The following is a 24,600-nucleotide window of genomic DNA, read 5'->3' on the forward strand; positions in this document are numbered from 1 at the left end:
CCACCATGAGCGCATCGAGCCCAACCCCAACTGCTTCGAAGGTGCTTTCGCTCAACAATATCGAGGTTGTCTACGACTACGTGTCGCTGGCGATCAAGGGCGTGTCGCTCGACGTGCCCCAGGGCGGCATGGTGGCGCTCCTCGGCGCCAACGGCGCCGGCAAAAGCACTACGCTGAAGGCCATCAGCGGATTGTTGGTCGCCGAGCGCGGCGAGGTCCGCCGCGGCGAAGTCCAGTTTCACGACCGCAATATCGGCACGCTGTCGCCGCAGCAACGCGTCCAACTCGGCATCGCCCACGTGCTCGAGGGACGGCGGGTGTTCGAGCATCTGACACCCGAGGAAAACCTGATCGCGGCTTCCGCGATCCGGAGCCGGGCCGACATGGCCCGCAACAAGGAGATGGTCTACAGCTATTTCCCGCGGCTTCACGAGCGGCGATCCAGCGCCGCCGGTTACCTATCGGGTGGCGAGCAGCAGATGCTGGCGATCGGGCGAGCGCTGATGACGCAGCCGAAACTGCTGATGCTGGACGAACCCAGCCTCGGGTTGGCGCCGTTTTTGGTTGCGGAAATCTTCCAAATCATCAGCCGCATCAACCGCGAGGAAGGTCTCTCGGTGCTGCTGGTCGAACAGAATGCGGTGGCAGCCCTCGAAATCGTCTCGCACGGCTACTTGATCGAGAGCGGTCGTGTCGTCATGCACGACACGGCGGAAGCGCTGAAGAGCAATCCGGATTCAGGAGTTCTATCTCGGCGGCGCAAAGGGAAAGAGTTTCCACGCCATCAAGCACTACAGCCGGCGGAAACGCTGGCTGACCTGATTACGACCAGCGAATAAGACAACAAACGACCAAAGGGAGAACCCAGATGAAATATCTATCGATTGCGGCCGGTGTCGCCTTGAGCGCGATCTCGATCCTATCGGCGAAAGCCGCCGACGCCGTGCGTTTTGGGCTCTGTTACGACCTTACCAAGGCATACACCTTCGTGACGCCGCAGGTGGCGCAGGCCGCCAAGGATTATGCGGATATCCTCAACGCACAAGGCGGCATCGAGGGTCACCCGGTGGAGATGGTGGTACAGGACCACGGCAACGAGCCGCAGCGCGGCATCGAATGCTACGAAAAGCTGAAGCGCGATGGCGTGATGGTGTTCGATACGCTGTCGACACCGGTCTCCGATCGGCCCGACCTATTGGGGCCAAGCCGCCAACGACATCGAGTACATCAAGCAGAAATCCGGCGGCAACCTGAAGGGAGTCAAAATCGCGTTCCTCTACGTCGATTATCCGTTCGGACAAGAACCAATCGGTATCATCAAGACGCTGGCGGCTAAGGAAGGCTTCGATCTGCAACTGTTCCCCTATCCTTTGCCAGGCAATGACCAAGCCTCAGCATGGACCCAAATGCGCCGGTTTGCACCCGACTGGATCGTCAGTTGGAGCCTGTCAAACATGCACGTGATCGCCTCGCGTGAAATGAAGCGTAACGGCATTGCGCTCGACAAGTACGTCGCCGTCAACTGGATGAACGAGGTCGACATCAACAATATCGGCGCAGAGGCCGCTAAGGGAATTAAGCGCGGCACCAACGTCGCCGGCGGCTCCAACCATCCCTTGGTGCAGAAGATCATTAAGGAAGTCTACGATAGGGGCAAAGGCAACGGCGACCGCAAAAATCTCGACGACGTCTACTACAACACCGGCCTGGCGCTCTGGTCGATCGCGGTTGAAGGCGCGCGTCTTGCTATTAAGAAGCACGGCTGGCCGCTGACGCCGGAGAAGATAAAGGACGGCCTTGAAAGTATCAAGGATTACGACGCGAACGGCATGATCGCGCCGGTGACCGTGACCGCCAAGGATCATGGCGGCGGCGGCAAGACCCGCATAGAGATGTGGAACGGCAGCAAGTGGGTGCCGCAGACAGACTGGATTGCAGCCTATACTGACGACGTTTGGAACGTGGTGAAGACTCAGTCGGCTGACTACGCGAAGTCGGACGCAGTCAAGTAAGCCAAGATAGTCCCAAGAAAATGCGGTGTTGCGATGAAATCTCATCGCACCACTCCCTGGTCCACTGCTGGAAAGCTGAACCAAAGCGATCGCCCTACTGGAGCGTGGGCTCATTGCCGGGACGGCCAGCCGGCGCCTGTCTTCAGGTGTCTTGGCAAGATGCCATAAGCAAGCCCCGATCCCACTCCTGTAGTGTCAATGCCAGCAATGAGGAGCAGGCGTAGCGTTCCTAGAATGTGATTGTCCGTAAGAGGTTGCCCGTCGACACGAGCAGCAACAAGATAGCTGATGAGATCTTCGGATGGCGCGCATCGCCGCCGTTGCACCACGATGGCTGCCGGAGCGAAAGGCGGCAGCAATACAATCCGCGCCAGGCGATGGTGTGGGGGATCGGAGGTGATGGGCGGTGCCGGCGATTTTATGGGCGGCGGGGTCGCGCGTACTTGCAGACGGCGCGAGGAGAAAGCTTGCGTGTCATGTGCGACCTCCCGAATGTCCTTGTAGCGCGTAGGCAAGTATACCCCCTGAAACCGATTGGTATGCGCAACGGGACAAGAGCTGCGCAACTCGGCCCAGATCGGAAAGGGGTCTTCGATCCATCGTTGATCGAGGTGATCGAAGTCTGTTGCCCAATCCTCGACAGGCGGACGGATACTCAATTCTGCCCCCCAACAAGCGTTCAAAGATGACTTGCGGCCTAGCGAGCGACGCCGGAGCAGTCGCCGCATTCCCATTCACGCGATCAGCCAACCCTGCACGGCCGCAGCCTCCTGCCGACAATACTCGGGCGATCCCAGTATCTGACGGTTAAACGCTATGCGCTTGAACCAATAATGCAAGCCAAGCAGGTCAGCGAAGCCCATTCCTCCATGCACTTCTGTTGTCAGGCGTGCGACCTCTCTGAAGACCTCGCCCACATGGGCTTTCGCCTGCAAGGCCATAATCCGTGCTTCCTCGGGCTGTGCATCTTGCGCATGTGCCGCGTACCAAACCAATGCTCGACAGGGCTCCATAGTGTCGCCAGATCCGCGAACGTATGCTTGACAGCCTGAAAAAAACCGATGGCGCGATTAAACTGAACCCTCGCTTTCGAGTACTCGAGCGCTCGATCTAACATGGACTGCGCTGCTCCCAGCGAATCTGCCGCGAGGAAAACTCTTCCCGCATCAATCACGCCAGACATTGCTCGGCAGGCGTCGGCAGCGGCATCCAGAATGATCACTCTGGCCTCATTGAGTGCGTAATTCGTAATGGGCCGGGTGCGATCGAGGCTTGCGCGTACATCAACGGTCACTCCCGTCTCTCCAGCATCAACAAGAGCTGCCCGACCGTCGGGTAGAAACACGATGACGTGAGATGCGCTCCCGCGTCGAGTACTCCGGTCAAACGGCCACTGACCCTATTGCCGTCGAGCTCCGCTACGGCAATCGCGCCGGCGCAGCTCTATGCCTCGATGGCTCGGCGGCACATGGAACTCTATGACAAGCCGCCAACTTGGGGAGATCGCCGTCTCGACCGCCACAACGCAGTCCTGAATGCCAACGCGATGATGACGAAACCTATCACCATTGAGGAGCGCTGACGACGATCGCAGCGCCGCCGTCGCCCTCGATGCAGCACACCGGCTTGCGTTCCTGCAAATGGAATTCAACGTCAAGGGTCCGGTGATCGCAGGCGACACGATCCACGTCGAATGCGAGGTGATCGAGGCTCGGCGCAGCAAGAACCGGCCGAACCGCGGCCTGGTGCGGACTAGGAACATGAGGAAGGTCGGCCCGGTACCGAGCGAAGGAATGGGCGGGTTCTTCCTGAACATGAACTGTAACAAGCGGTCCATCGTGCTCGATCTGAAGAAGTCGGCGGATCGCGCAACCCTGATGAGCCTAGTCATGACGGCGGACGTGTTCGTTCACTCGATGCGTCCGAGCGCCGCGGAACGGCTAGGCATCAGCTATCAAGAGCTTGGCAAGGAAAATCCGCGGCTGGTCTATGCGTCCGCCGGGGGTTATCGCAACGACAGCTCGCGGCGAGATTGGCCGGCGTTCGACGACGTGATCCAGGCTGCCTCCGGAATCGCCGCGATGAACGTCGTGGATGGCATGCCGCGCTATTTCCCGACGATCATCTGCGACAAGCTCTGCGGCTACATTCTCGCCTCCAGCATCGGCGTGGCGTTGTTTGCACGCGAGCGCACAGGCGTCGGCCAGGAAGTCCATGTTGCCGTGATGGACGCCATGGTCGGCTTTAACATGATCGAACATCTTTGGGGCGGCGTGATCGACCGGCCCGACCTCGGCCTCGGCTACAGTCGCATGCTGACGCCTCACCGTCGACCCTACAAGACGTCGGACGGCTATATATCGCTTCTCGCTGTCACCGACGACCAATGGTCACGGTTGTTTGCGGCCATAGAGCGGCCGGAACTCGCAAAGGATCCTCGCTTCCTTCACCTGGAAGATCGTGTGCGAAACATCGACGAATTGTACGGTATTGTTGTCGAGCCGATAAAGACTCGAACCACGGCTGAATGGCAGGAGCAGCTAAATATCGCCGACATTCCAAACGGGCCGGTGAACGATTTCCAGTCCATCTTCACAAACGGAGATCTCGCGGAGGGACACTTCTTCCGGCGGCTGGATCATCCGGCCGCGGGACGAACGGTATCGATGGCTCCGCTGGCAAGCTTCTCTCGAACCGCGGCGTCGCTTCATCGCAAGCCACCCCGCCTCGGAGAACACACCGAGGAAATTCTCAACGAATTAACGACGCAGACCGGAGCGTAATCGCTCCTTATCTCCTGAGGAGCACATCTGCTTTGATCAGGGGCCCGCAATATCAGCGCGACATCAAGACCAACTGCTCAGACACGCGCGGCTTCGGCGATTTTACTTGCACGCCGTCCGATCTTCGTCCATTGCGTGCATCCTATGTGCGAGCACCCGCACAGGCGGCTCGGAGAAATTGAAGTGGTCCAGCTGCAGTCGAGGATCACTGGTGCTGAAACGTCCGACGGAAGCCACAGAAATGCGGGGTACCGTTGTGCGTGATAAAGCGGCGAGCGCCGGACCGAGATCGCTGAAGTGCATGCTCGCGATTTTTGACGCGGTCGCACATTCCCACGACGGATTGTCGCTCGCCGAGCTTTCAAGCCGTCTCGGTTCGCCCAAGAGCATTTTGTTGACGTTGTTGCGTCCGATGGTGGCCGACAACTTCCTGACCCATACCAATGGCCGCTACACGCTCGGCAACGAGAGCTTCGCCCTAGCCACCAGCATTTTGTCGACCCGAAAGTTCGGGACCGTAGTTCGCGGCTTGATGGTGGAGTTGCAGCAGCATTGCCCGGAGACCATCATCCTCGCTGTCAGGTCTCCCAACGCCAAAAGACGTCGCTCCGCTCGCGGTACTCCTTTCGAGCCCGTATGCTTCGAAAATCACCGGACAAGCAGTGAGCGTGAACGGTGGGATTTCCGCGGCCTAGTCCGGCGCGTCGACACATTGATCAGCATCAGGTTCATCGCCCAGCGACCGACTCAGTCCTCCTGCGCCGCCGTTTCCCAACTCGGGATCGTGACCTCGCGGCCCTCCATGCTCCGGACCCGCGGGCGCTCGACCTCGATCTTGCCGCCGTGGAAACCGATCCGGTCCCACGTTCGGCCCCAACGGTGCGCCCGCCGCGCCGCATCGCGCCCGCGGCGACGGCCTGCAGGCCGCCGTCACTTCCGCCTCCATCATCGTGCCGAACACTCGATCCCTGCCGCAAGACAGAACCGATCGACGCTCGCCCGCACTTCCCCAAACGCTTCGTCCACAGCCCCGGCGCCGGCGAACCAGCCGGGGTGATATCCCTTGTCATGGCGTTGCCCGAATCAGCGCCCCGAGCCTACCGGCTCAAGGTGGGCAACGCCGACCTCTTCAGAAACTCAACAGAACCCGGGACATCCCCCAATTCCAGATGTCTTGTTCGAAGATGCAACGAATGTCACTTGGGCCTCTGTTGGTCATCAATTCGTGAGAAGATCACTTTTTGACGTAACGGCCGTGCTAAGAAGACTGTTTTCCAGCGCCTCCGGCATCACTTGCGACATCTAGCTTGACGACACGCGCGTTCTGACCTGGCTCACCAACAACCAAAAATTCTTCCGCGCCATAGCCTGCCTCAATTGGAATTCGAAGTATCCTACCTCCTGGAGATGTTTGCACTTCAGGCCTGACTGTCACGACGGTTTCATCCCGGGCAGCTGCAAGTGCCTGCATCACCGAGTCATGACGTCCCAACTTCTCGAGATTCAATAGTGTCGGGAAAAGTACCGTTCGCCTTTGTGCGTCGGCGTCGTTGCGTGCTTGAGCTGGGGTGATCCATGTAGAGTCGACGGCTTCGTGACCGTCGTGCCGTAAAACATGATCAATCGGAGCTTGAGCGAGAAAAAAATAGGTGTCGAAACGCTTTGGCATATGCGGCGGCGTAATCCAGTGGGCAAAGTGCACAAGCTGATCGAAGGCCGCGATCAAATATTCCCGCTCGATCATGTCAGCAAAGCCAAGTGTCCCGGCCTCGATGGCCTGACGATAAGCGATACCCAACGTTTCTGCTCGCGCACCATCAACCAAGGGACCACCGCGGTACTCGCGAGCGAAAAGAACGCCACATTCTTCAAAAGCTTCACGAGCCGCTGCCGCCATGAGACCAAGCATCTCGTCGTCAACCCCGGTCACACCTTCGGCCAGCTTGCGCCACCGCGGATCAAAGTCCAACTGACTTACGGAACCACCGGGAAAGACTAAGGCGCCAGATGCGAATTCAATCTCATGATGCCGAACGACCATAAATAGCTCAATGCCTTCAGCGCTATCACGAGCAAGCATCAGCGTTGCAGCAGAACGAGGTTTGATCTGTCCAGTCATGCGGATCCTCGAATGTTAAATTCTAAGTTCGGTCTACACGATGTGCGTCAGAAATACTTCTTCAGCAAAACTGGCGAAGCGCTTAAGCAGTGCAATAGATGAATACAAATTTCACCTACCTGTTCGTAGCTATCGATTTCGGACTTCGGGAGGCCGGCGATCGTGATAATCTTCGTCATGGCGTGATCTCCTCCGACGCTGAAACGCCGAAATCGCCTGTTGGATCAAGCTGGAGATTACGCCGCCTTCATTTTCCAACCACTCCTGCTACGGCACCATTGCCACGACAAAAGCCCACTAGTTCACTCACGATCCAACGGGGCTGGGGCGCGAGGCGCCAAGCCACCCTTTCAACGGACCTCGCCTAACTAAGACATACCAATTCAGGTCGCAGAAACTTGTTTAAGTTATTTGACGGCACGCGGATCGGAACCGACTCGCGAACCACCCAGTTATGCCTGAGGGCATGAGGCGAATGACGGCGACGAGAATGACGCCGAACAAAACAAGATGCAAACCAGGGAGATTGTTGGCCAAGTTCCCGCGGAGGATCTCTCCTAGCGGAAACAACAATCCGACCCCAAGTACGGGCCCCCACAGCCTGCCCGCGCCGCCGACCACCGTGAATAGCGCTATGGATATAATCAATATAGGTGACGCTACGACTTCGGGATCAACGAATCCGTCGTAGCGAGCGAGGACCGAACCGCCCAATGAACTGAGAACTGCGCTGATCACCATCGCGGTCGCCTTCGATCGGAAAAGGTCTATTCCGATGGCTTGCGCAGCGTTTTCGTTCCCTTTTAGCGCTCGCAGGCGATAGCCTAGCTTGGAGTGGAGGATCGCGTAACTTGTCGCGAGAGCTAAGGCCATGAAGCAAAGCGCAAGGAGGACATTTTGGTTTGCGACTGAAAGCTGCAGTCCGGATGCGGACATCGGCCTGTATTGAACGAGCAGTCCCGAGGCGCCTCCGAGAAACTCCGTGCCAATCACGATGATGCGTCCCAACTCGCCGATCGCAAGCGTCACCAGAGCAAAATACAGATGCCCAAGCCGAAATCTGAACGTGATCCAGGAAATCGCCGCGCCTATCGCACCAGACATTGCAGCCGCGCATAGCACACCTATCCACCACGGAACGGACAGTTTAAGCAACATCGCGGCCGGAAGGAGCGCGCCAAGACCAATGAAAACGCTGTGGCCCAGCGATAGTTGCCCCCCAATGCCACCAACGATGTTCCAGGCAGAAGCGAGCCCGATATAGATCAACGTTTTGGTGGCGATTCCGCCGTAGTAGCCGGGGAGCGCCATGATTGCCGCTCCCACGATGACGATGGTAGACGCAGTGATCGCGGCCTTCGTGACCTTGGCGAACTTCATGATCGCGATCCGAAAAGCCCTTGGGGCCGGAAGATGAGAATGGCGATGAATACCGCGTAAGGTACGGCGAATCCCAGTGGCCCGTTCAAGTAGACGTTCCCGAGCGTCTCGGCCACGCCGATGATGATGCCGCTGACGAGGATGCTAAGGAGATTGTTCATGCCGCCGAGCACGAACGGCATCAACGCGACCACGGTATAGTGAAGACCCTCGCCCGGATGAATCGGCCTTCCGGCGACGAGGAGCGATGCGGACACAGCAAGGATCGCCGCACTTAGCGATACCACGATGAGTTGCGTCCGTCGCACGTCGACGCCGACCAATGCCGCGGCTTTCGCGTTCTGGTGCACCGCCCGTACGCTTCGGCCGAAGTCGGTATACCCGAGCGTCCAGAAGAGGACGCCGGCGAGCCCCCATGTCGCAACGAAGGAAATGAGCAGCGACGTCTGTACAACAGCGAAATCGCCGATCACCAAGACGTCACCATCAAGTACGGACGGAACTCTTTGGAAGTTACCGCCGTAGACCATCAAGATCCCGTTTTGGATGACAAACATCAAGCCGAGCGTGAGTTGGATGACCATCAATTGCTGGGAACTGATCGGCTGGATCAGGTATCGATATACGACGGCCGTTACGGCGATGATGACCGGCATCGTAATCAGAATCGAGACGTACGGGTCTAAGTTCAGAAGGGTTGACAGCGTCAGCGTCATGAACATGCAGAGGACCATCAGGTCGCCCTGCGCGAAATTCGTGATGCCGCTCACGCCGTAGATCAGCCCCATGCTGAGGGCGATCAGTCCGTACGTGCTACCGATGAGCACGCCTTGGATCACCCCCTGGTATAATATCTCCATTTCAAGTCCCCAAATAAGCCCGCTTGACGGCGGGATCATCCTGCATATCCTCGCTTCGTCCGGAGATGACGATTTCGCCGCGTTCGAGGACGTAGCAGCGCTGCACGTTCTGTAGCGTCAGGTTCAGATTTTGCTCCACCAGCAGGATCGTCAGTCCTTCGCGGTGCATAGCCGTCAACGCCTCGAAGATCGTAAGCACAAACTTTGGAGAAAGACCGAGCGACGGCTCATCCAAGATGAGCAGCTTCGGTCCGGACATGAGCGCCCTTCCGATCGCAAGCATCTGCTGCTCGCCGCCCGAGAGAGTTCCAGCGGCTTGCACGCGCCGTTCGGATAGCCTGGGAAAGAGGTCGAGGACAAATTCTAGCTTGCGTGAACGTTCGAGGCGCGCCTTGCGGGTGTAAGCACCGAGAGCGAGATTCTCCCAGACGGTCATTTCCGGAAACAATTGTCGACCCTCGGGAACCTGGCTGATGCCGCGCTCGGTGACTTCGTGCGCATGCAGTCGCGAGATGTCGCTTCCCTCAAAAACGCACTTTCCGCCCCTCCACGGAACGATCCTGCTGATGCAATTGACGAGGGTCGACTTTCCGGCATTGTTCGCGCCGAGAAGACCCACGATCTCGCCCTTGGCAATCTTCAGCGACACCCCGCGCAAGATATCGAGGTCGCCGTATCCGGCACTCGCGCCTTCGATTTCAAGCATCCAACGCCGCTCCCAAATAAGCATCCTGCACGTCGGGATGCGACATGACCTCCTCCGGCGTCCCTTGCATTATCAGCTCGCCGAAGTTAAGGACGAGCATTCTATCTGCAAGCCGCATCACGACGGGCATCACGTGCTCGACCATGAGGAAGGTGATGCCGCGGTCGCGCAGCTTGCGAATGGCCGCGATCGGCACTTCCGCCTCCACAAGCGTCAGGCCCGCCATTACTTCGTCCAGGATGATAAGCTTTGGGTCGGTAGCCACGCACTTCGCCAGTTCGAGGCGCTTTCGGCTCTGAATAGGTAAAGACGAAGCGAGTTCCTTTCGCTTTTCCGCCAGGTCCAGCTCTTCGAGAATCTCGTCGGCAAGGCGGCGCGCGGCGGGCAAAGCGTGATGGAGCATCGCCGCCGCGACGACCGTTTCGTGCACCGTCAGGTCCGGAAACATTTGGACGATCTGGAAACTACGAACCATTCCAAGCTTCGCGATCACGTGCGGCGGAAGACCAGTGACGTCACGCCCATCGAACTGCACCTTTCCCTGGTCGTTGCGCAGAAAACCGCAGATCAGTCCGAACAACGTCGTCTTTCCCGCACCGTTCGGTCCAACGACGGCCAGTATTTCGTTGCGGGGCAGAACGAACGAGACGTCATTGACGGCGATAACGCCTCCGAAACGCTTCGTAAGATGTCTGACCTCCAGCAAAGCGCCCGGTCTTTTAGCATCAATCGGCGCCGCAGGCCCGGGACCCAGCCTCATTGATACGACCTCGGCTCCCCGCGCGAAAACTCCGCAGGCCACAACGCCTGTTGGCTGCCGTCCGGCTGCCACTGCAGCGCAAGCGCAGTCTGGTCTGTAAGGCAGTTGTCCTCGCCGAAGGCAAGCTCAGGCCGCGGCAAATACAAGAAAGGATCGCTGCGCCCGATCCGGACCTTCTCGAACGCGCCTCTGAGCGCTTCGCGGTCGTTATTTCCAGCAAGCTCGAACGCTGCCTGCACCAATCTGGCCGCTTGCGCCGCCCAGACCTGGTAGTGCCCGATGGGGCCCTGCATCTTCTTTTCGTTGATCTGCCGCTGTAATTCGGAAACGATCTGTTTCGCCCCTGGCTGGTCGATACCCACGACAAACCCCGTCGTGGCGAAGAGGTTACGCGTGAGGACCTGCTCGGCCAATTTTGCACCAAGCTCGTTCCAAAGCGTGACGTCCGCATATCCGGCGCCGCAGCCGACGAACGTCGCTTCGTTGTATCGCAAGTTGGCCCGCGCCTGATGCAGCAAGACGCCTTCCCGTGTCAGCACCAGGCCAACTACGGCATCGGGTTTCGCTGACTTGATACGAAGTATCGTGGATGTCTGGTCTTGAGCCGTACGGTCGACCGGGATGCGCGCCGCCACGGTGAGGCCCGCGGCTGTCACCATCTTTTCCTGGAAATTGGCGATCTGCTGGCCAGCTTCGTAATTCGAGTAAACGAGGGCCACCGACCGGATACTTCGTCGCTTTTCTTTAATGAGATAGTTCAAGAACTCGATTGGCGGAGCGGCGTATCCCTTTTCGTAGGTAAACCCGATCGAGAACAAATATTTAGATCGGCTATCGCCGCTGGTGAAGGAAAGCGCAGGAACCTTCAGTTCGTCGAGAACCGGAACCAATGCGAGCATTTCGCTCGTCACCAGCGGTCCGGCAATGAAAGACACCTTCTCCTGCTCGATCAAACGTCGGGCCTCGCTCGCAGTGCCGGCGCTGCCGCTCGCGTTGTCGGCGACGACAAGCTCGATCTTGGCCCCCCCCATGCTTTTGATGCCCCCCTCCGCGTTGACCTTGTCGATCACGTAGCGGAATGGCGGGAACATGTTCGCAGCATATTGGGCCAGATTGCCGCTGATCGGAAGGATCATTCCCACACGAACAACACGGTCGCTTTGCGCACGTGCGGAGCGTACTCCGACGGCAAGTACCCCCGTCCCGGCCAAGAAGGTTCGTCGAGAGAATCCACGCATTGTTCCGGTCCTCTTAAGAGAGCATCGATTTGGCGATGACGTTTCGAAGGATCTCGCTCGTTCCTCCGCCGATTGTGCCGACCCTGGAATCCCGAAAATACATCTGCATCTCCGAGTTCATCATCAATCCCGCGCCGCCCATGATCTGGATGCCGGTGTCAGCGCATTTGGAATTGCTCTCCGTGGCGAAAATCTTCGTGACGGCCGCCGCGGTGCTCGGTGCAACGCCTCTGTCCATGAGAGAAGCGAGCCGATAGGTCATGACACGCGATATCTCGGCCATGCTGCGTATGTCCGAGATCTTGTGGCTGATGGCCTGATATTCAGTGATCGGTTTGCCGAACTGCTTGCGCCGTCGGGCGAAATCGATCGCAGATTCCAGTATCCTGTAGCAATTCCCGCTTGCCGCGGCCGACAGGAGCAGCCGCTCGACATTCAAACCGCGCATGATGTTCTTCCATCCGCCATTGACCCCGCCCAGAACGTGGGTTGCGGGAACCTTGACGCCGTCGAAGAACACCTCGTTGGTGTGGATCATGCGCCTGCCGAGCCCCCGCAGCGGGCGGATGGTCACACCTTTCGCCTTGGCGTCGACGAGAAAGAGCGTCATGCCCTTGTGCCTTGCCTCCGGGTCCGTCTTTGTTGCAACGACCAGATAGCCGGCGACGTGAGCGCAAGTGATGTAGACTTTCTGGCCATCGATGATCCAGTCGTCCCCCTTCGCAACCGCCTTCGTCCGGATACTGCTGGCGTCGGATCCTGTGTCCGGCTCCGTCAGGCAGAACGCCAACTTCAGCTTCCCGGCGATGAGCTGCGGTAACATGGACGCCCGCAACTGCTCGCTGGCTCCGAACTTCAGATGCATTCCGCCATAGACGACTGTAGTCAGGTAAGCCGAAGCCATCTGGGCATTGTGATAGGCGATCGCTTCGATCAGGACGGCCAGATCCATATAACTGCCGCCTGCCCCCCCGTACTGCTCGTCATGAGGCAACCCAAGCCACCCGGCCTCAGCAAGAGCGGCGTAAGCGTCGAATGGGAATTCGCTCTTGTCGTCGAGTTCCGCGACCTTCCATGGCGGCAGCTTTTCCCGCAAAAGCTGGAGCACGCTCGCGCGCACCTGCAGCTGATCGTCGGTGAGGTCGAACTCTTCGTTGTTATCGAACAGATGCATCTGCGCTACCTGCATGCTTTCGTGCGGGAATTGAGCGACCTGCCACCGGTCATTTCGGCCGGCGCCGATAGAGCAGCGTGGCTTGCATCTCCTGGACGACACGTCCGTCATGCCGCACGCATTCTCGCTTGAAGGTGATGACGCCGCGGTCCGACTTGCTACTCTCCTTCTTGTCGACGACCTTGGAGCGCAGACGGATCGTATCGCCGTGCTTGACGGCATCAAGAAGGCGCCACTTGTCGATTTGCAGCAACGCCAGCAGCGTACCATCGTTGATTCCGCTCGCGTATTGCAGGCCGCCCATGATCGCGTAGACCAGCGGGCCATGCGCAATCGGCTCTCCGAATTGCGTCGTTTTGCAATATTCGAAATTCGTATGAACTTCATTGAAGTCGCCCGAAAGGCAAGCGAAATTGATGATGTCCGTCTGCGTCACGGTGCGCGCCGGGCTTTCGAATTCCTGGCCAACCTCGAAGTCCTCGAAGTAGCGTCCACGCGGGCGGGGGATGCTCATGGGTGTTCCTTTTTTAGTTCGGCTTGTTCGCGAGAATGAGTGTGCAGTGCGAGGACAGGATGCCGCCCTCGTTGTGAACCAGCGCGAGTTCGGCGTCTTTCACCTGGCGGGCACCGAGTCCGCCGCGCAGCTGGCGTACACCCTCAATGATGCCGAAAAGTCCACCAGCGGCTCCCGCGTGGGCATGGGACAACATGCCGCCATGCGTATTGATAGGCAGCTTGCCTCCGATCGATGCTCTGCCGTCGGAGAAAAAGGAGCCGCCCTCTCCCGGTTCGCAGAAGCCAAGCTCTTCCAGCTCGATCAGCGGCACGATGCTGAAGCAGTCGTAGAGTTGGGCAACGTCGATGTCTGACGGTGTTACGCCGGCCATTGCGTAAGCACGTTCACCCGACTGCTTTGCGCCAAACTCCGTAAGGCTCGGAGCGCACATCAGATGTTCATGAGTGTGGTGCTCGCCGATGCCGAGGAGATAGGCCGGCTTCGACTTGAGGTCCTTCGCACGTTCGGCCGAGGTCACGATGAACGCGCCGCCGGCATCGGAGATCAGGCAGCAGTCGAGCATGCCGAGCGGATCGGCGATCGGCTTTGCCGACAACACGTCCTCGACCGTGATCGCGCTCTTCATGTGCGCGTTGGGGTGAAGCAAGGCATGGCGGCGCGTGTTCACCGCGATGTTGGCGAGATGTTCGCGCGTCGTGCCGTAGACGTGCATGTGGCGCTGCGCGATCATGGCGTAGAATCCAGGAATCGATCCGCCGTAGGGCTGCTCGAAATAGGGATGTCCGACCGCCAGGAGCGCCGAGACCGCCGAGTCGCGCGATTGACCGGTCGCGCGGTTCTCGCCAGCGCACACCAGGATGGTCTCCGCGCTGCCCGCAAGGATCGCCTCAGCCGCGTGCTTCAGCATCACGGCGGGGGATCCGCCGCCAACGACGATGGACGCATTGTAGCGGGGCTTGATGCCAAGATATTCGCACAGCACCGATCCCAACATGAAGTAGGGTTCGGTGAAGGAATACGCCGTCAGGACACCATCGATGTCCGACACCTTGAGACCTGTTTCGTCGAGCGCACGCTTCGCCGCCTGGGCGTTCAGGCCCAGCCCGGTCATCCCGGGCACCTTGCCAATGTCGGATTCGCCAACGCCGACGATCGCGATCTTTCCAGAAGCCAATTTATTCATTTCAATTCCTCTTGCTGCCTAGCCCGATCAGAGCGTCGACGGCTACGGCACGATTGGCCGAAATCTTGACGGGATTGACGTCCAATTCAACGATCTCCTGGCGCAGATCGCTGACCAACACGGAGATTCGGCTCACGATCTCGGCGAGCCCCTTGATGTCAGCGGCCGCCTGGTTGCGGTAGCCGAATAACAGGCGGCTGCCTCGCAGTGAACGCAGCATGTCGGTCGCTTCCGAGACGTTGACGGGAGCACGCCGGGTCTGCACGTCCGCGAGCAGTTCGATGGCCGTTCCGCCGAAGCCACACGTGATCAGCGGCCCGAACTGAGGGTCGACCGAAGCGCCGACCATCATCTCGGTGCCGCCCGCAACCATTTCCTGAACGACAATGCCGTTGACGGTGACCGGACCGTCCAGCCGCCCGGCCGCCTGTTCGATTTCCCGATATGCCTTCCGCACCCCATCTGCGTCGCTGACGTTCAACCGGACGACGCCAGCCTCGGTCTTGTGCGGAATGTCCGCCGAGTCCGCCTTGAGGACGACGGGGTATCCGATGGCCTCTGCATGTGCGACGGCTTCATCGGCGGTCATGGACAAGGCCTCGCGGTTGACCGAAACACCGTAGGATGTGAGCAGCCTTTTCGATTGTGCTTCGCTGAGAACGCCACCCGCGCGGATCGTCGCGAGCTCGGCAAGGGCCGCATCACGTGCTTTGGAGTCGGACAGACTCTTCTCCGCCCTGGCCTTCCGGTCCGCCTTGTCGTAATAATCGAACCACGACCTTATTGCCTTCATGCAGCGGCCCATCGACCTGAACATCGAGATCTTCCGGCTCTTGTCGTAGATTTCGCTGCCCGGCCCCTCCAGCCATTCGTTGAACCAGACGAGGCAGATCGGTTTGGAGAGTTCGGCTGCGAGCCGATCAAGATGAATAGCTCTCTCGGTCGTGATCGGCTTCTGCGCCGAAAGCATAGGCACGACCACAACGCCGTAACTCGGATCATCGGCGAACGCCTTGATGCAGGCGCTGTACAGATCGAAGCTCTTGAGTGTCTCAGCGGTCATGTCCGTCGGGTTCGATACCGAACCGAAATCCGGCACCAGCTTCGACAGCCGCGCCACGGTATGGTACTGAGGCGCAGGCATCGCGACACCAAACTCCTCGGCCTTGTCTCCGGAGATGACGGCGGCCCCTCCGGAGCTCGCCATGACCCCCGCCCCGGGGCCCTTTGGAACGCCTGCGCGCTCGAAGAAGCAGGCGGTCTCGAGCACCTCCTCCCAGTTGTCGACGACGATCGCCCCCATCTCGCGGAATGCCGCATCGTAAGCCGCATTGGAGCCAGCCAAAGTGCCGGTGTGGGAAAGTGCCGCCTTCTTGCTGATTGCGCTATGTCCCATCTTGTAGATGACGAGTGGTTTCCTCGCTGCGAAGGCTCGGCGGCCGGCTTCGATGAGGCGACCACCGTCCCGAATTCCCTCGAACAAACATGCGATCACTGCGGTGCTCGGATCGTCGACCAGGTAGTTGATGAGGTCGCAGATATCGACATCGCTCGAATTTCCGGCCGACAGAAATTGCGAGAAGCCGATACCCCGCTGCAGGGCCTGGATAATGGTGTATCCGAGGCCCCCGCTCTGGCTGACGAGACCAATTCCGCCGGCGATGATCGGCATTTCGTTGAATTTCGGCATGAAGTGCATGCCGATTTTGGAGGCGAAGTTGATGATGCCAACGCAGTTCGGGCCGATGATCCGGATGCCCGTCGATTGCGCGATCTCCGCAAGTTCGCGTTGAGCAGCCGTCCGCTCCGCGATGCCCAATTCCGCAAAACCAGACGAGTAGACGATCGCGCCGCTGATTCTCTTGGCTGCGCACCGTCTGACAAGATCGGTCACCTGATCCTGCGGCACCGAAATGACGACAGCATCCGGTACCTCCGGAAGATCCTCGATCGTGGGGTAGGCCTTGTGGCCGAAGATCACGTCCCGTTTCGGGTTGATCGGAAGAAGCTTGCCGCCGAAAGTCGCGAGATTCTCCATCGTCCGCGCCCCGAAGGAGCCCGGCGATTCCGAAGCGCCGATGACCGCGATGCTCGCGGGGTTGATCAAGCGCTCGAGCTCCTTACGACCGAAGAGCTTCGTCCTGTTCTCGATGTATCCCTTGATCTCCGTCACAGTCCGAGCTCCCGAGCGATCAAGCTACGTTGGATTTGCGATGTACCTCCGCCGATCGTCGCGTTGCGCGCGTCCCGCCAGTACCGCTGCATATCGTGGTCATGCGTGTAGCCGGCACCGCCGAGTATCTGCATGCCCTGCGTGGTCACCCGCACGAACATCTCCGAGACGAACAGCTTGGCCATGCAAGCCTGCTTCACGCACGGCATCCCTTGGTCGTACCGCCAGGCCGTCGATGCCGTGATCCATCTGGCCGCTTCCACGTCCGTCGACATATCGGATAGCATGTGAGCGATCGCCTGAAACTCGGCGATAGGCTTACCAAACTGCTTCCTCTCGCCGGCGTAGCGGATCGCATCGTCCACTGCGGCCCGGGCGTTGCCGAGATAGTTCGCGGCGAGCAGAATGCGTTCGCGTTCCAGATGCTTGTTGATGTAGGACCAGCCGCTGTTTTCCTCGCCGATCAACATCCGTTTCGGAAGTCGCACCTCGTCGAGAAAGATCTCGCAGAGCCCGAGAATCCTTCTGCCCACGACGTCCAGCCGGTTGATGGTGATGCCCGGAAGATCGTTAGGGACGAGAAAAAGCGAGATGCCGGCATGCTTCTTGACGTCCGGGTTCGTCCGCGCGGCCAGAACGATCATGTTGTTTGGCGCATGCGCTCCGGACGAATAGAGCTTCTGGCCAGTAATCACGTAATCATCGCCATCGCGGCGCGCCCGCGTCTGGAGCGACGCCGCATCCGATCCGGAACCCGGCTCGGTCAGGCTGAAGGAAAGCTTCGTGTCGCCTTTGACGACTTTCGGAAGGATTTCGGCCTTGATCTCCTCGCTCGCGAAATCGGCGAGGATCATCGCGCCCCACCCGATCAACGCGAGACGCGTCGCGAAATCCACGCTCGGCCTGGCGATTTCCTCCAGTGCGATGGCGCAATCGGCGATCGGGGAGCCGACGCCGCCGTAGGCCGACGGCACCATCATCGCCAGAAGACCCGCTTCCGCCATGGCGGCGTAGACGTGCTCGGGCAACTGTCCGGTTCGGTCCCATTGACGGACGTCGGCCGGTTTGCAATGGCGTTTCACGAACGACGCGGTCGTCTCGCGCACCAGTTTCTGTTCGTCACTGTCTTCGAAATTCACGACCGCACCTTCTCCAACGAAAACTGCGGGAGCTTCGCGCCGTCGCGCTCTTCAAACTCGAGTCTGACGCCATCTCCGACCCGGACCTCCAGCGCACCGTTGCCGACGATGTTGGTCATCATCCGAGGGCCCTCCGCCAGATCGATCAACGCGACAACGTAGGGAGTGCGCCCAGCGAACGCGGGCGAGGACGCGCGCCGGACGACCGTGAAGCTGTGAACCGTTCCCTTACCCGACGCTTCGATCCATACGAGATCGTCGGACCAGCAGACGGGGCACAGGTATCGCGGCATGAAGTGCTTTTCGCCGCAGGAATTGCAGCGCCGGATCACGAGCTTCTCCTCATTCGCGGACTTCCAGTAGACGGCGGAATCCGCGTTAGCGACCGGCAGCGGGAGTTGTTTTTCCACTTATTCCCTCCTCTTCTATTTTTCAGAGACGTATTTCAGCCAACGGCCCCCATCGACGATGAGGTTCTCGCCCGTGACGAAGCTCGCCAGATCCGAGGCCAGGAAGACTGCCGCGTTGGCGACTTCCTGCTTATTTCCGAAGCGGCCAAGCGCCACGCGGCTCCGCTCCAGATCTGCGCGACCGCGATCTTCATAAATACGCTTTGCGCCCTCGGTGTCGCCGATTGGCCCGGGCGAGATCGCGTTGACCCTGATTCCTTCCCGTCCCCATTCGACAGCGAGCGTCCGGGTGAGCGACAGAATCCCGGCCTTGGCTGCAGCTGCATGTGCTGCTCCCGGCCAGCCAGACAGCGCCTGCATGGTGATGATGTTGATGATGCAACCATCGCCTTTGGATTCCCGGAGATGCGCGTAAGCGGCTCGGCATCCATGGAAGGTCCCATTCAAATCGATGTCGATCACCGTCCGCCACGCGTTCGAGGACATCTCAGCGGTCGGGCAGAAGAAGTTGCCCGCCGCGTTGTTGACGAGGATGTCGAGCGATCCAAAGCGATTCACGACGGCGTTGACCGCGGCCGATACCTGCTCGTAGTTTCTAACGTCCGCCTGGAAGGATGCGATTTCCTTCATGTCCCGCGCCTGCAGAGTGGCCACAGCGTCTTTGAGCCGTTCGGCATTCCGGCTGACGATTGCCACCTTGGCGCCGAGCGCCAGGTATTGCTCCGCTATACTCAGCCCGATTCCGCTACCGCCACCGGTGATGAGTGCCACGCGCCCTTTCAGAAGGTCGGAAGAATACATGTCATTTCACCTTCGCAACTCTGGCTTTCGCGGTAGCCATGGCCGACCGGTGGCATTCTGACGCCGTGGCGAGCCCGAACGCGTCCGCTTCGTGCCGCAGCGCTCCGGCTAGATGAACGGCCCACCCTTGAGCGCAAAGGGATTTGGTTAGCTGGAGAGCTTCCGCCGGTAGCGCCGCGAGTTCGTCGGCGAGCTTCATGGTCTGCCCCTCGAGTTCTCCCACTGGCGCAACGCGACGGGTGAGCCCGAGGGCGCGCGCCTCTTCTGCCCGAATGACACCGCCTGTAAGCAACACGTCGAGCGCGACCGCCGGAGTGGCCTTCGCTTGCAGCAGAAAGCTGGCGCCCCCATCTGGAACGACACCAAGCTTTACGAATGGGAAGCCCAAGCTTGCGTTCTCATCCATGACGAGAATGTCAGCAGCGAGCGCAAGCGACGCACCGCCGCCGAAGGCTGCGCCTTGGACTGCCGCGATGACGGCCTGCTTCATATTGATGATGCGCAGATGCTGAGTCTGAGCGGTGAGAATGCGATCCCGCCAGGCCATCGGCGTATCGGGCACATCGCCGAGGTCTGCGCCCGCGCAAAAGGCCGCCCCCTCTCCCCGCAGGACCACAATCCGGTCGTCGTCATTGATCTCGTCGAATCGACTCGCCAATTGTGCCCTCATCTCTACCGAGAGAGCGTTTCGCTGCTGGGGTCGATTCAGCGTGATCACGGCGACGCGACCGCGACGATGAAGCTGCACGATGTCTGATGACGACGACAATAGCGTTTCCTAATTGCGGCTTGAGTGCGAGATACGCGCCGCCTTGTACAGCTAGGTCAGCAAGAGCCATGCCATGCGCGTATCGCTCGCAAGTTTGACGATTTTTCTCGCGATGGCCGGCACAGGGTGTTCGCGGGTGACACATCGCGCGACCCCCTGTCCGCGCCACGTACACACCGCATGCGGGCCCGGTCCGGATTGGGGCACGGCTCCGGCGGCACATCGTTTGCACCGCAGATGTCTTTCAACGAAGGGAAAACGCCAGTGGATCCGAAGCAGGTTATGGTCGAGCGCGACGGCGCGGTTATGATCCTCACTCTCAACAATCCGAGTTCACGAAACTCGCTCACGTCGGAGCTCAGGGACGAACTCGGACATGCGGTCAGGGAGGCGTCCACCGACCGCTCCGTTCGCTCCGTTCTCCTCGCGGCCGCAGGTCCCTCTTTCTGCGCGGGCGGGGATTTCAAGATGCTCGAAGTCGCTTCCGATCCATGGGCCGTCCACCGCCGTTTCGCAGGTCTGAAGGATTGGCTCTTCCCGCTCATTTCGCTCAACAAGCCCATGGTCGTGGCGGTGAACGGGCATGCGGCCGGCGGTGGAATGGGACTTTCTCTATGCGGCGACGTCGTCTTCGCGTCCGAGGACGCCAAGTTCATGGCGGCTTTCTTCCGTCTCGGCGCAGTACCCGATATCGGCATGATGTACCATCTGCCCAGACTGATCGGCCTGGCGCGCGCCAAGACGTTCCTGTTCGGAAATCAGACCTGGACGGCCCAGGAAGCGTTCGCGAACGGGCTTGTCACACGGGTGTGCTCCAGTGACAAGCTCAAGGAGGAGGCGCTGGGCGAGGCGCGTCGGCTCGCGGATGGACCATCGGAAGTCATGGGGTTGGCGAAACAGCTCATGGCACGCACCTTTGAAACCGGAATGCACGACATGTTCGCATTCGAGGGCCTCGGCCAGGCGCTTGCGATGTCCAGCAGCGAGTTCAAGGAGGGTTTGCGGGCCGCCGTCGAGAAGCGGCCCGCGAACTTCGCGGCTCCCACCAGTCAGAAATAGCTTCACGCTATGTAAGATCGGAAGGGCTTACCCCCGAAAGCGGCCCTTCCGAAGTTCACTCGCCCGAGATGAGCGAACCGATCGGATCCCATCCCTCGCCGTTGAAGCGCTCCATGTGCAGATCCTTCATCGGGGCGAAGTCGGTCACACTCGTCTTGAGTCGAATACCCGGCAGGACCATCGGTAGCTGCATGTCGAGGTTCTGAGCCTGCTTCATGACGTTCTCGCGCGAGAGATCGTTTCCGCACTGCTTGAGCACCTGAACCAGCGTCTGAGCGTTGGAGTAGCCGAGAACATTGAACTCGTCCGTGATGTCTCCGGACGGATAGTACTTCTTCATCCACGCCAGCCACTCCTTGAAACCGGGGTCGTCCGCCAGGCGCGGGTCAGCCGGGTCCTTCATGTAGTGCAGGGCCATCACGCCGGTGCTCGCTTCCGCGCCGATCTGCTTGAGGACGGAGGTTGAGGCCGACACGGTGGCGAGAAGTTGCGTCGGTTTCCACCCCAGCTCGTAAGCCTTGCGGATCGCCTGAGCCGCGAACTTGGTCGTCGAAAGATTGACAAAGACGTCGGCGCCGCTCGCTTTTAATGTGATCAATTGGGAGCCGATGGTCGGTTCGGTGATGTCGTAGCTCAACTCCTTCACAATCATAGTATCAGCCTCCGCGCCCAGTTTGGCGCGCAGTCCTTTGATGTAGTCGCGGCCCAAATCGTCGTTCTGATACCGTTTATCGCGCTCGTAATTCCGGGAGCCGAACAGAATTCCTGTCGCCGATTGCTACACTTCCCATCCGACTGTTTTTGACGCGAACACATGCGCGGCGCTATAGCGGACCGGGTTCTCACTACTCCACGATAGCGAAGGCCAACCAAGCTTACTTCCAGATGGTAAACGACCAGGGAGGCGTGAACGGACGAAAGATCACGCTGATCAGCCTCGACGACGCATACAGCCCGCCAAAGACTGTCGAGCAAACGCGCAAGCTGATCGAGCAGGACGATGTGCTTCTCATCTTCGACACGTTGGGAACGGCGACCAACGCAGCAATCCAGAACTATCTGAACGGAAAGAAGGTCCGTCGCGGATGGGTCTTTCGGTCGCGGCACGGGAAATGCAACTTTCTTCTCCATAAGAAGAGCGCGGGAAGGATTGTTGCGCATGCGAAGGGCTTTCGAAGGATTCAGGGTCGTCGACGCTAGTCAGGGCGTCGCGGGACCGCACGCGGCGATGCTTTTGGCCCTGCACGGGGCGGACGTCGTCAAGATCGAACCGCCGGAAGGCGATTGGGGGCGGATCCTGGGGAGGACGATCGAGAACAACACCATTCATTTCACCGCGTTTAATCGGGGAAAACGATCGATAGCCATCGATCTCGCGAAAGAGGAAGGACGTCGCATCGCCGGCGATCTGGTCGCTACGGCCGACGTAGTGATCGAGAGCCTTCGGGCCGGGGTCGCTTCCCGCCTCGGCCTTGGCTATCCGGAAGCGAAGAAGGTCAATCCCGAAATCATCTACATGTCCGTGTCCGGTTACGGTCAAAGCGGCCCCAACCGAGAACGTCCAACCGTCGACGGCGTCATCCAGGCCTTTTCCGGCATGATGGTGATGAACGGATCCGTCGAAAAGCCGCATCGGCAGGCGATGGTCGTCATCGACACGGTCACGGGTCTCTACGGTTTCCAGGCTGTCAGCGCGGCTTTGATGCGCAAGGTGCGGTTCGGTACCGGTTCGTTCATCGACATGAGCCTGATGCAAAGCGCCGCCGCCTTCCAGGCCGCCAAGCTGATGGAGGCTCAGGCGGAAGGCCCTACTCCAGGACCGCTATATTCCCCATCAGGCATCTACGAAACGGCGGACGGCCATGTTCTCTTGAGCGCGATGCGATCGCGGAATTTCGAAGCTCTGTGCGATGCGCTCGGATGTCCGCAACTTTCGGGCGATCCGCGTTTCGGTTCCGTGGACAACAGAAACGCCAACCGCGCAGCGATGAACAAGGTCCTTCAGGAGATGCTCCGTACGCGTACCACGGCCGACTGGGTCGAGGTCCTGCTCGCCCGCGGCGTCATGGCAAGCCCGGTCAATACCTACGCCGATTGGCTCGCCGACGAACACGTGAACGCCGTCGGGGCCTACCAGACCGTCGCCTTGACGGCCTGGGATCGCTCCCAGTCGCCGCGATACCCGGCTGCCCCGGTCCCGAAATCGGGAAGAACGGGTCGATTCCGGGGCTTGGCGAACATTCGCGCGAGATCCTTGCTGCGCTCGGAAAGAGCCAGACCGAAATCCAAGCGCTCTATTCCGCGCGCGTCCTGGCTTGATCGTTTCCGTAAATACTTTCGCCTGCGAGGTCATATGGGTCCGCTGAACGGTCTGACAGTCCTGGAGTTTCCCGCGATCGGGCCCGTTCCCTTCTGTGCGATGCTGCTCGCCGACCTCGGCGCCACCGTTCTACGAATAGAACGGCCGGAAGACGCGGGTCTGGGGATTGAGCGCCCACGACGTTTCCAGATCTCGCATCGTGGCAGAAAATCCTTGAAACTCGATCTGAAACGACCGCAATCGCTCGAGTTGGTGAAGGTTTTGGTCGAGCGCAGCGACGTGCTGATCGAGGGCTTTCGCCCGGGCGTCATGGAGAGATTGGGGCTCGGTTGGGAAGTCTGTCAGCGGCTCAATCCGCGCCTGATCTATGGTCGGATGACCGGCTGGGGTCAGACGGGCCCGCTTTCGCCGTACGCCGGACACGACATCAACTATATCGCGCTGACGGGCGCTCTCAACGCGATCGGTCGGAAGGGCCAGCCGCCGACGCCGCCCCTGAACCTTTTGGGAGACTTTGGAGGTGGCTCGCTCTACCTAGCCCTCGGGATACTCAGCGCTCTATGGGAGCGGCAACGCTCCGGCCAAGGCCAGGTCGTCGATGCGGCCATCGTCGACGGCGTCCTTTCACTGCTCGGCGGACACATTGGCATGTTGGCCTCCGGGCTCGCAAAAGAAGAGCGAGGGACCAACATGCTCGACAGCGGCGGTCCGTTCTATGACGTGTACCGCTGCGCCGACGGCCGCTGGCTCGCCGTCGGCACCATTGAAGATAAGTTCTTCTCACAGTTGGCCGCCAAGGCTGGTCTCGATGCCAAGGACGCGCTTCGTCGCAAGCGCGAGGATTGGACATCATTGCGGCTCGACCTCGAGGCGGCGTTCTCGGAAAAGACAGCCGATGAATGGCGTGTCGCGTTCGACGGTACTGATTGTTGCGCGACGGTCGTCAACTCCGTCGAAGAGGCTTTCGCCGATCCCCATCTCGTCGAACGAAAATCGTTCATAGAGATCGAAGGGGTGCTTCAACCCGCTCCCGCCCCGCGTTTCAGTCGCAGCGTTACGGATACTCCGCGGTCTCCGAATGCGCCTAACACGGCCGACGAAGCATTAGCCGACTGGCTCGATCCGAGGACGATAGAGATTTTCAAGAAAAACGGATCATGGTACGACTAAAGTAGAAGGCAAAATCGCAATGCGTCA

22 protein-coding genes and 4 pseudogenes are annotated in these 24,600 nt (G+C 59.7%); 7 read left to right on the top strand and 19 right to left on the bottom strand.

Annotated features, from left to right (window positions below; all coding sequences use genetic code 11):
- Positions 1–5: 5 nt before the first annotated feature.
- The 3 genes and pseudogenes from K408_RS39195 (at position 6) to K408_RS39200 (ending at position 2,012) form a co-directional block, all read left to right on the top strand.
- Positions 6–822, top strand: a pseudogene (locus K408_RS39195) (ABC transporter ATP-binding protein).
- A 46-nt stretch (positions 823–868) separates the two neighbouring features.
- Positions 869–1,336: an ABC transporter substrate-binding protein gene (locus K408_RS44170; RefSeq protein ID WP_210163725.1), complete on the top strand. Its 468-nt coding sequence runs from the start codon at positions 869–871 to the stop codon at positions 1,334–1,336.
- The gene (locus K408_RS39200; RefSeq protein ID WP_349509774.1) at positions 1,227–2,012 is read left to right on the top strand and encodes an ABC transporter substrate-binding protein; all 786 of its coding nucleotides are present in this window, start codon (positions 1,227–1,229) and stop codon (positions 2,010–2,012) included. The genes K408_RS44170 and K408_RS39200 overlap by 110 nt, the downstream gene beginning before the upstream one ends.
- Positions 2,013–2,117: 105 nt before the next feature.
- On the opposite strand, the pseudogene K408_RS44415 reads toward K408_RS39200, so the two are convergent.
- The 3 genes and pseudogenes from K408_RS44415 to K408_RS41390 form a co-directional block, all read right to left on the bottom strand.
- Positions 2,118–2,671, bottom strand: a pseudogene (locus K408_RS44415) (cytochrome P450); the annotation flags it as partial.
- Between the two features lie 75 nt (positions 2,672–2,746).
- Entirely contained in the window at positions 2,747–3,007 is a 261-nt protein-coding gene (locus K408_RS44000) for an acyl-CoA dehydrogenase family protein (protein WP_283805294.1), read from the bottom strand.
- Entirely contained in the window at positions 2,896–3,195 is a 300-nt protein-coding gene (locus tag K408_RS41390; protein ID WP_283805298.1) for an acyl-CoA dehydrogenase family protein, read from the bottom strand. The genes K408_RS44000 and K408_RS41390 overlap by 112 nt, the downstream gene beginning before the upstream one ends.
- Positions 3,196–3,772: 577 nt before the next feature.
- Here K408_RS41390 and K408_RS39210 point away from each other — a divergent pair.
- Entirely contained in the window at positions 3,773–4,795 is a 1,023-nt protein-coding gene (locus K408_RS39210; protein ID WP_283805297.1) for a CaiB/BaiF CoA transferase family protein, read from the top strand.
- Positions 4,796–5,545: 750 nt separating this feature from the next.
- Here the strand turns inward: K408_RS39210 and K408_RS41395 are convergent.
- The 15 genes and pseudogenes from K408_RS41395 to K408_RS0130380 form a co-directional block, all read right to left on the bottom strand.
- Positions 5,546–5,865 (bottom strand): annotated as a pseudogene (locus K408_RS41395) (IS256 family transposase); the annotation flags it as partial.
- A 188-nt stretch (positions 5,866–6,053) separates the two neighbouring features.
- Positions 6,054–6,914 carry an NUDIX hydrolase gene (locus tag K408_RS41400; RefSeq protein WP_245265963.1) on the bottom strand — a complete coding sequence of 287 codons (861 nt, stop codon included), beginning with the start codon at positions 6,912–6,914 and terminating at the stop codon, positions 6,054–6,056.
- 402 nt (positions 6,915–7,316) lie between these two features.
- Positions 7,317–8,294 carry a branched-chain amino acid ABC transporter permease gene (locus K408_RS39220; protein ID WP_024342803.1) on the bottom strand — a complete coding sequence of 326 codons (978 nt, stop codon included), beginning with the start codon at positions 8,292–8,294 and terminating at the stop codon, positions 7,317–7,319.
- A complete protein-coding gene (locus K408_RS0130325) occupies positions 8,291–9,193 on the bottom strand; it encodes a branched-chain amino acid ABC transporter permease (protein WP_245265962.1) in 903 nt (300 codons plus the stop codon). Before K408_RS0130325 ends, K408_RS39220 begins: the two co-directional genes overlap by 4 nt.
- Positions 9,156–9,860 (bottom strand): ABC transporter ATP-binding protein, encoded by a 705-nt coding sequence (locus K408_RS0130330; protein ID WP_024342801.1) that lies wholly within the window; start codon positions 9,858–9,860, stop codon positions 9,156–9,158. Before K408_RS0130330 ends, K408_RS0130325 begins: the two co-directional genes overlap by 38 nt.
- Positions 9,853–10,620 carry an ABC transporter ATP-binding protein gene (locus K408_RS0130335; protein WP_049820495.1) on the bottom strand — a complete coding sequence of 256 codons (768 nt, stop codon included), beginning with the start codon at positions 10,618–10,620 and terminating at the stop codon, positions 9,853–9,855. Before K408_RS0130335 ends, K408_RS0130330 begins: the two co-directional genes overlap by 8 nt.
- The gene (locus K408_RS0130340; RefSeq protein ID WP_049820494.1) at positions 10,617–11,756 is read right to left on the bottom strand and encodes an ABC transporter substrate-binding protein; all 1,140 of its coding nucleotides are present in this window, start codon (positions 11,754–11,756) and stop codon (positions 10,617–10,619) included. The genes K408_RS0130335 and K408_RS0130340 overlap by 4 nt, the downstream gene beginning before the upstream one ends.
- A gap of 115 nt (positions 11,757–11,871) precedes the next feature.
- The gene (locus tag K408_RS0130345) at positions 11,872–13,032 is read right to left on the bottom strand and encodes an acyl-CoA dehydrogenase family protein (RefSeq protein ID WP_028139125.1); all 1,161 of its coding nucleotides are present in this window, start codon (positions 13,030–13,032) and stop codon (positions 11,872–11,874) included.
- A 49-nt stretch (positions 13,033–13,081) separates the two neighbouring features.
- Positions 13,082–13,546, bottom strand: a complete 465-nt coding sequence (locus K408_RS0130350) for a MaoC/PaaZ C-terminal domain-containing protein (protein WP_024342797.1) — start codon at positions 13,544–13,546, stop codon at positions 13,082–13,084.
- 13 nt (positions 13,547–13,559) lie between these two features.
- Positions 13,560–14,732 carry a thiolase C-terminal domain-containing protein gene (locus K408_RS0130355; RefSeq protein WP_024342796.1) on the bottom strand — a complete coding sequence of 391 codons (1,173 nt, stop codon included), beginning with the start codon at positions 14,730–14,732 and terminating at the stop codon, positions 13,560–13,562.
- Between the two features lies 1 nt (position 14,733).
- On the bottom strand, positions 14,734–16,905 hold the full coding sequence (locus K408_RS0130360; protein WP_024342795.1) for an acetate--CoA ligase family protein: 2,172 nt from the start codon (positions 16,903–16,905) through the stop codon (positions 14,734–14,736).
- Positions 16,902–18,044, bottom strand: a complete 1,143-nt coding sequence (locus K408_RS0130365; RefSeq protein ID WP_024342794.1) for an acyl-CoA dehydrogenase family protein — start codon at positions 18,042–18,044, stop codon at positions 16,902–16,904. The genes K408_RS0130360 and K408_RS0130365 overlap by 4 nt, the downstream gene beginning before the upstream one ends.
- The gene (locus K408_RS0130370) at positions 18,041–18,454 is read right to left on the bottom strand and encodes a Zn-ribbon domain-containing OB-fold protein (RefSeq protein ID WP_024342793.1); all 414 of its coding nucleotides are present in this window, start codon (positions 18,452–18,454) and stop codon (positions 18,041–18,043) included. Before K408_RS0130370 ends, K408_RS0130365 begins: the two co-directional genes overlap by 4 nt.
- Positions 18,455–18,469: 15 nt before the next feature.
- Positions 18,470–19,255, bottom strand: a complete 786-nt coding sequence (locus K408_RS0130375) for an SDR family oxidoreductase (RefSeq protein ID WP_024342792.1) — start codon at positions 19,253–19,255, stop codon at positions 18,470–18,472.
- Between the two features lies 1 nt (position 19,256).
- Positions 19,257–20,024, bottom strand: a complete 768-nt coding sequence (locus K408_RS0130380) for an enoyl-CoA hydratase/isomerase family protein (protein WP_028139122.1) — start codon at positions 20,022–20,024, stop codon at positions 19,257–19,259.
- Between the two features lie 24 nt (positions 20,025–20,048).
- Between K408_RS0130380 and K408_RS0130385 the strand changes: the two genes are divergently transcribed.
- Entirely contained in the window at positions 20,049–21,083 is a 1,035-nt protein-coding gene (locus K408_RS0130385) for an enoyl-CoA hydratase/isomerase family protein (protein ID WP_210163722.1), read from the top strand.
- Positions 21,084–21,138: 55 nt separating this feature from the next.
- Here the strand turns inward: K408_RS0130385 and K408_RS39225 are convergent, their stop codons facing one another.
- Positions 21,139–21,846 carry an ABC transporter substrate-binding protein gene (locus K408_RS39225; protein ID WP_080654981.1) on the bottom strand — a complete coding sequence of 236 codons (708 nt, stop codon included), beginning with the start codon at positions 21,844–21,846 and terminating at the stop codon, positions 21,139–21,141.
- 62 nt (positions 21,847–21,908) lie between these two features.
- Here K408_RS39225 and K408_RS43640 point away from each other — a divergent pair.
- Together K408_RS43640 and K408_RS41405 are read left to right on the top strand one after the other, a co-directional pair.
- Positions 21,909–22,160, top strand: a pseudogene (locus K408_RS43640) (ABC transporter substrate-binding protein); the annotation flags it as partial.
- Between the two features lie 82 nt (positions 22,161–22,242).
- Entirely contained in the window at positions 22,243–24,573 is a 2,331-nt protein-coding gene (locus tag K408_RS41405) for a CaiB/BaiF CoA transferase family protein (RefSeq protein ID WP_080654979.1), read from the top strand.
- Positions 24,574–24,600 lie beyond the last annotated feature (27 nt).

This window comes from Bradyrhizobium sp. in8p8, from assembly GCF_000426845.1.
In the GTDB taxonomy this organism is placed as follows: domain Bacteria; phylum Pseudomonadota; class Alphaproteobacteria; order Rhizobiales; family Xanthobacteraceae; genus Bradyrhizobium; species Bradyrhizobium japonicum_C.

What these genes read in the sequence shown, in the direction of transcription:
- K408_RS44170 (WP_210163725.1), top strand. Translation starts at nt 869, where the DNA reads ATGAAATATCTATCGATTGCGGCCGGTGTCGCCTTGAGCGCGATCTCG.
- K408_RS41390 (WP_283805298.1), bottom strand. Translation starts at nt 3,195, where the DNA reads ATGTCTGGCGTGATTGATGCGGGAAGAGTTTTCCTCGCGGCAGATTCG.
- K408_RS39210 (WP_283805297.1), top strand. Translation starts at nt 3,773, where the DNA reads ATGAGGAAGGTCGGCCCGGTACCGAGCGAAGGAATGGGCGGGTTCTTC.
- K408_RS41400 (WP_245265963.1), bottom strand. Translation starts at nt 6,914, where the DNA reads ATGACTGGACAGATCAAACCTCGTTCTGCTGCAACGCTGATGCTTGCT.
- K408_RS39220 (WP_024342803.1), bottom strand. Translation starts at nt 8,294, where the DNA reads ATGAAGTTCGCCAAGGTCACGAAGGCCGCGATCACTGCGTCTACCATC.
- K408_RS0130325 (WP_245265962.1), bottom strand. Translation starts at nt 9,193, where the DNA reads ATGATCCCGCCGTCAAGCGGGCTTATTTGGGGACTTGAAATGGAGATA.
- K408_RS0130330 (WP_024342801.1), bottom strand. Translation starts at nt 9,860, where the DNA reads ATGCTTGAAATCGAAGGCGCGAGTGCCGGATACGGCGACCTCGATATC.
- K408_RS0130335 (WP_049820495.1), bottom strand. Translation starts at nt 10,620, where the DNA reads ATGAGGCTGGGTCCCGGGCCTGCGGCGCCGATTGATGCTAAAAGACCG.
- K408_RS0130340 (WP_049820494.1), bottom strand. Translation starts at nt 11,756, where the DNA reads ATGATCCTTCCGATCAGCGGCAATCTGGCCCAATATGCTGCGAACATG.
- K408_RS0130345 (WP_028139125.1), bottom strand. Translation starts at nt 13,032, where the DNA reads ATGCATCTGTTCGATAACAACGAAGAGTTCGACCTCACCGACGATCAG.
- K408_RS0130350 (WP_024342797.1), bottom strand. Translation starts at nt 13,546, where the DNA reads ATGAGCATCCCCCGCCCGCGTGGACGCTACTTCGAGGACTTCGAGGTT.
- K408_RS0130355 (WP_024342796.1), bottom strand. Translation starts at nt 14,732, where the DNA reads ATGAATAAATTGGCTTCTGGAAAGATCGCGATCGTCGGCGTTGGCGAA.
- K408_RS0130375 (WP_024342792.1), bottom strand. Translation starts at nt 19,255, where the DNA reads ATGTATTCTTCCGACCTTCTGAAAGGGCGCGTGGCACTCATCACCGGT.
- K408_RS41405 (WP_080654979.1), top strand. Translation starts at nt 22,243, where the DNA reads ATGCGAAGGGCTTTCGAAGGATTCAGGGTCGTCGACGCTAGTCAGGGC.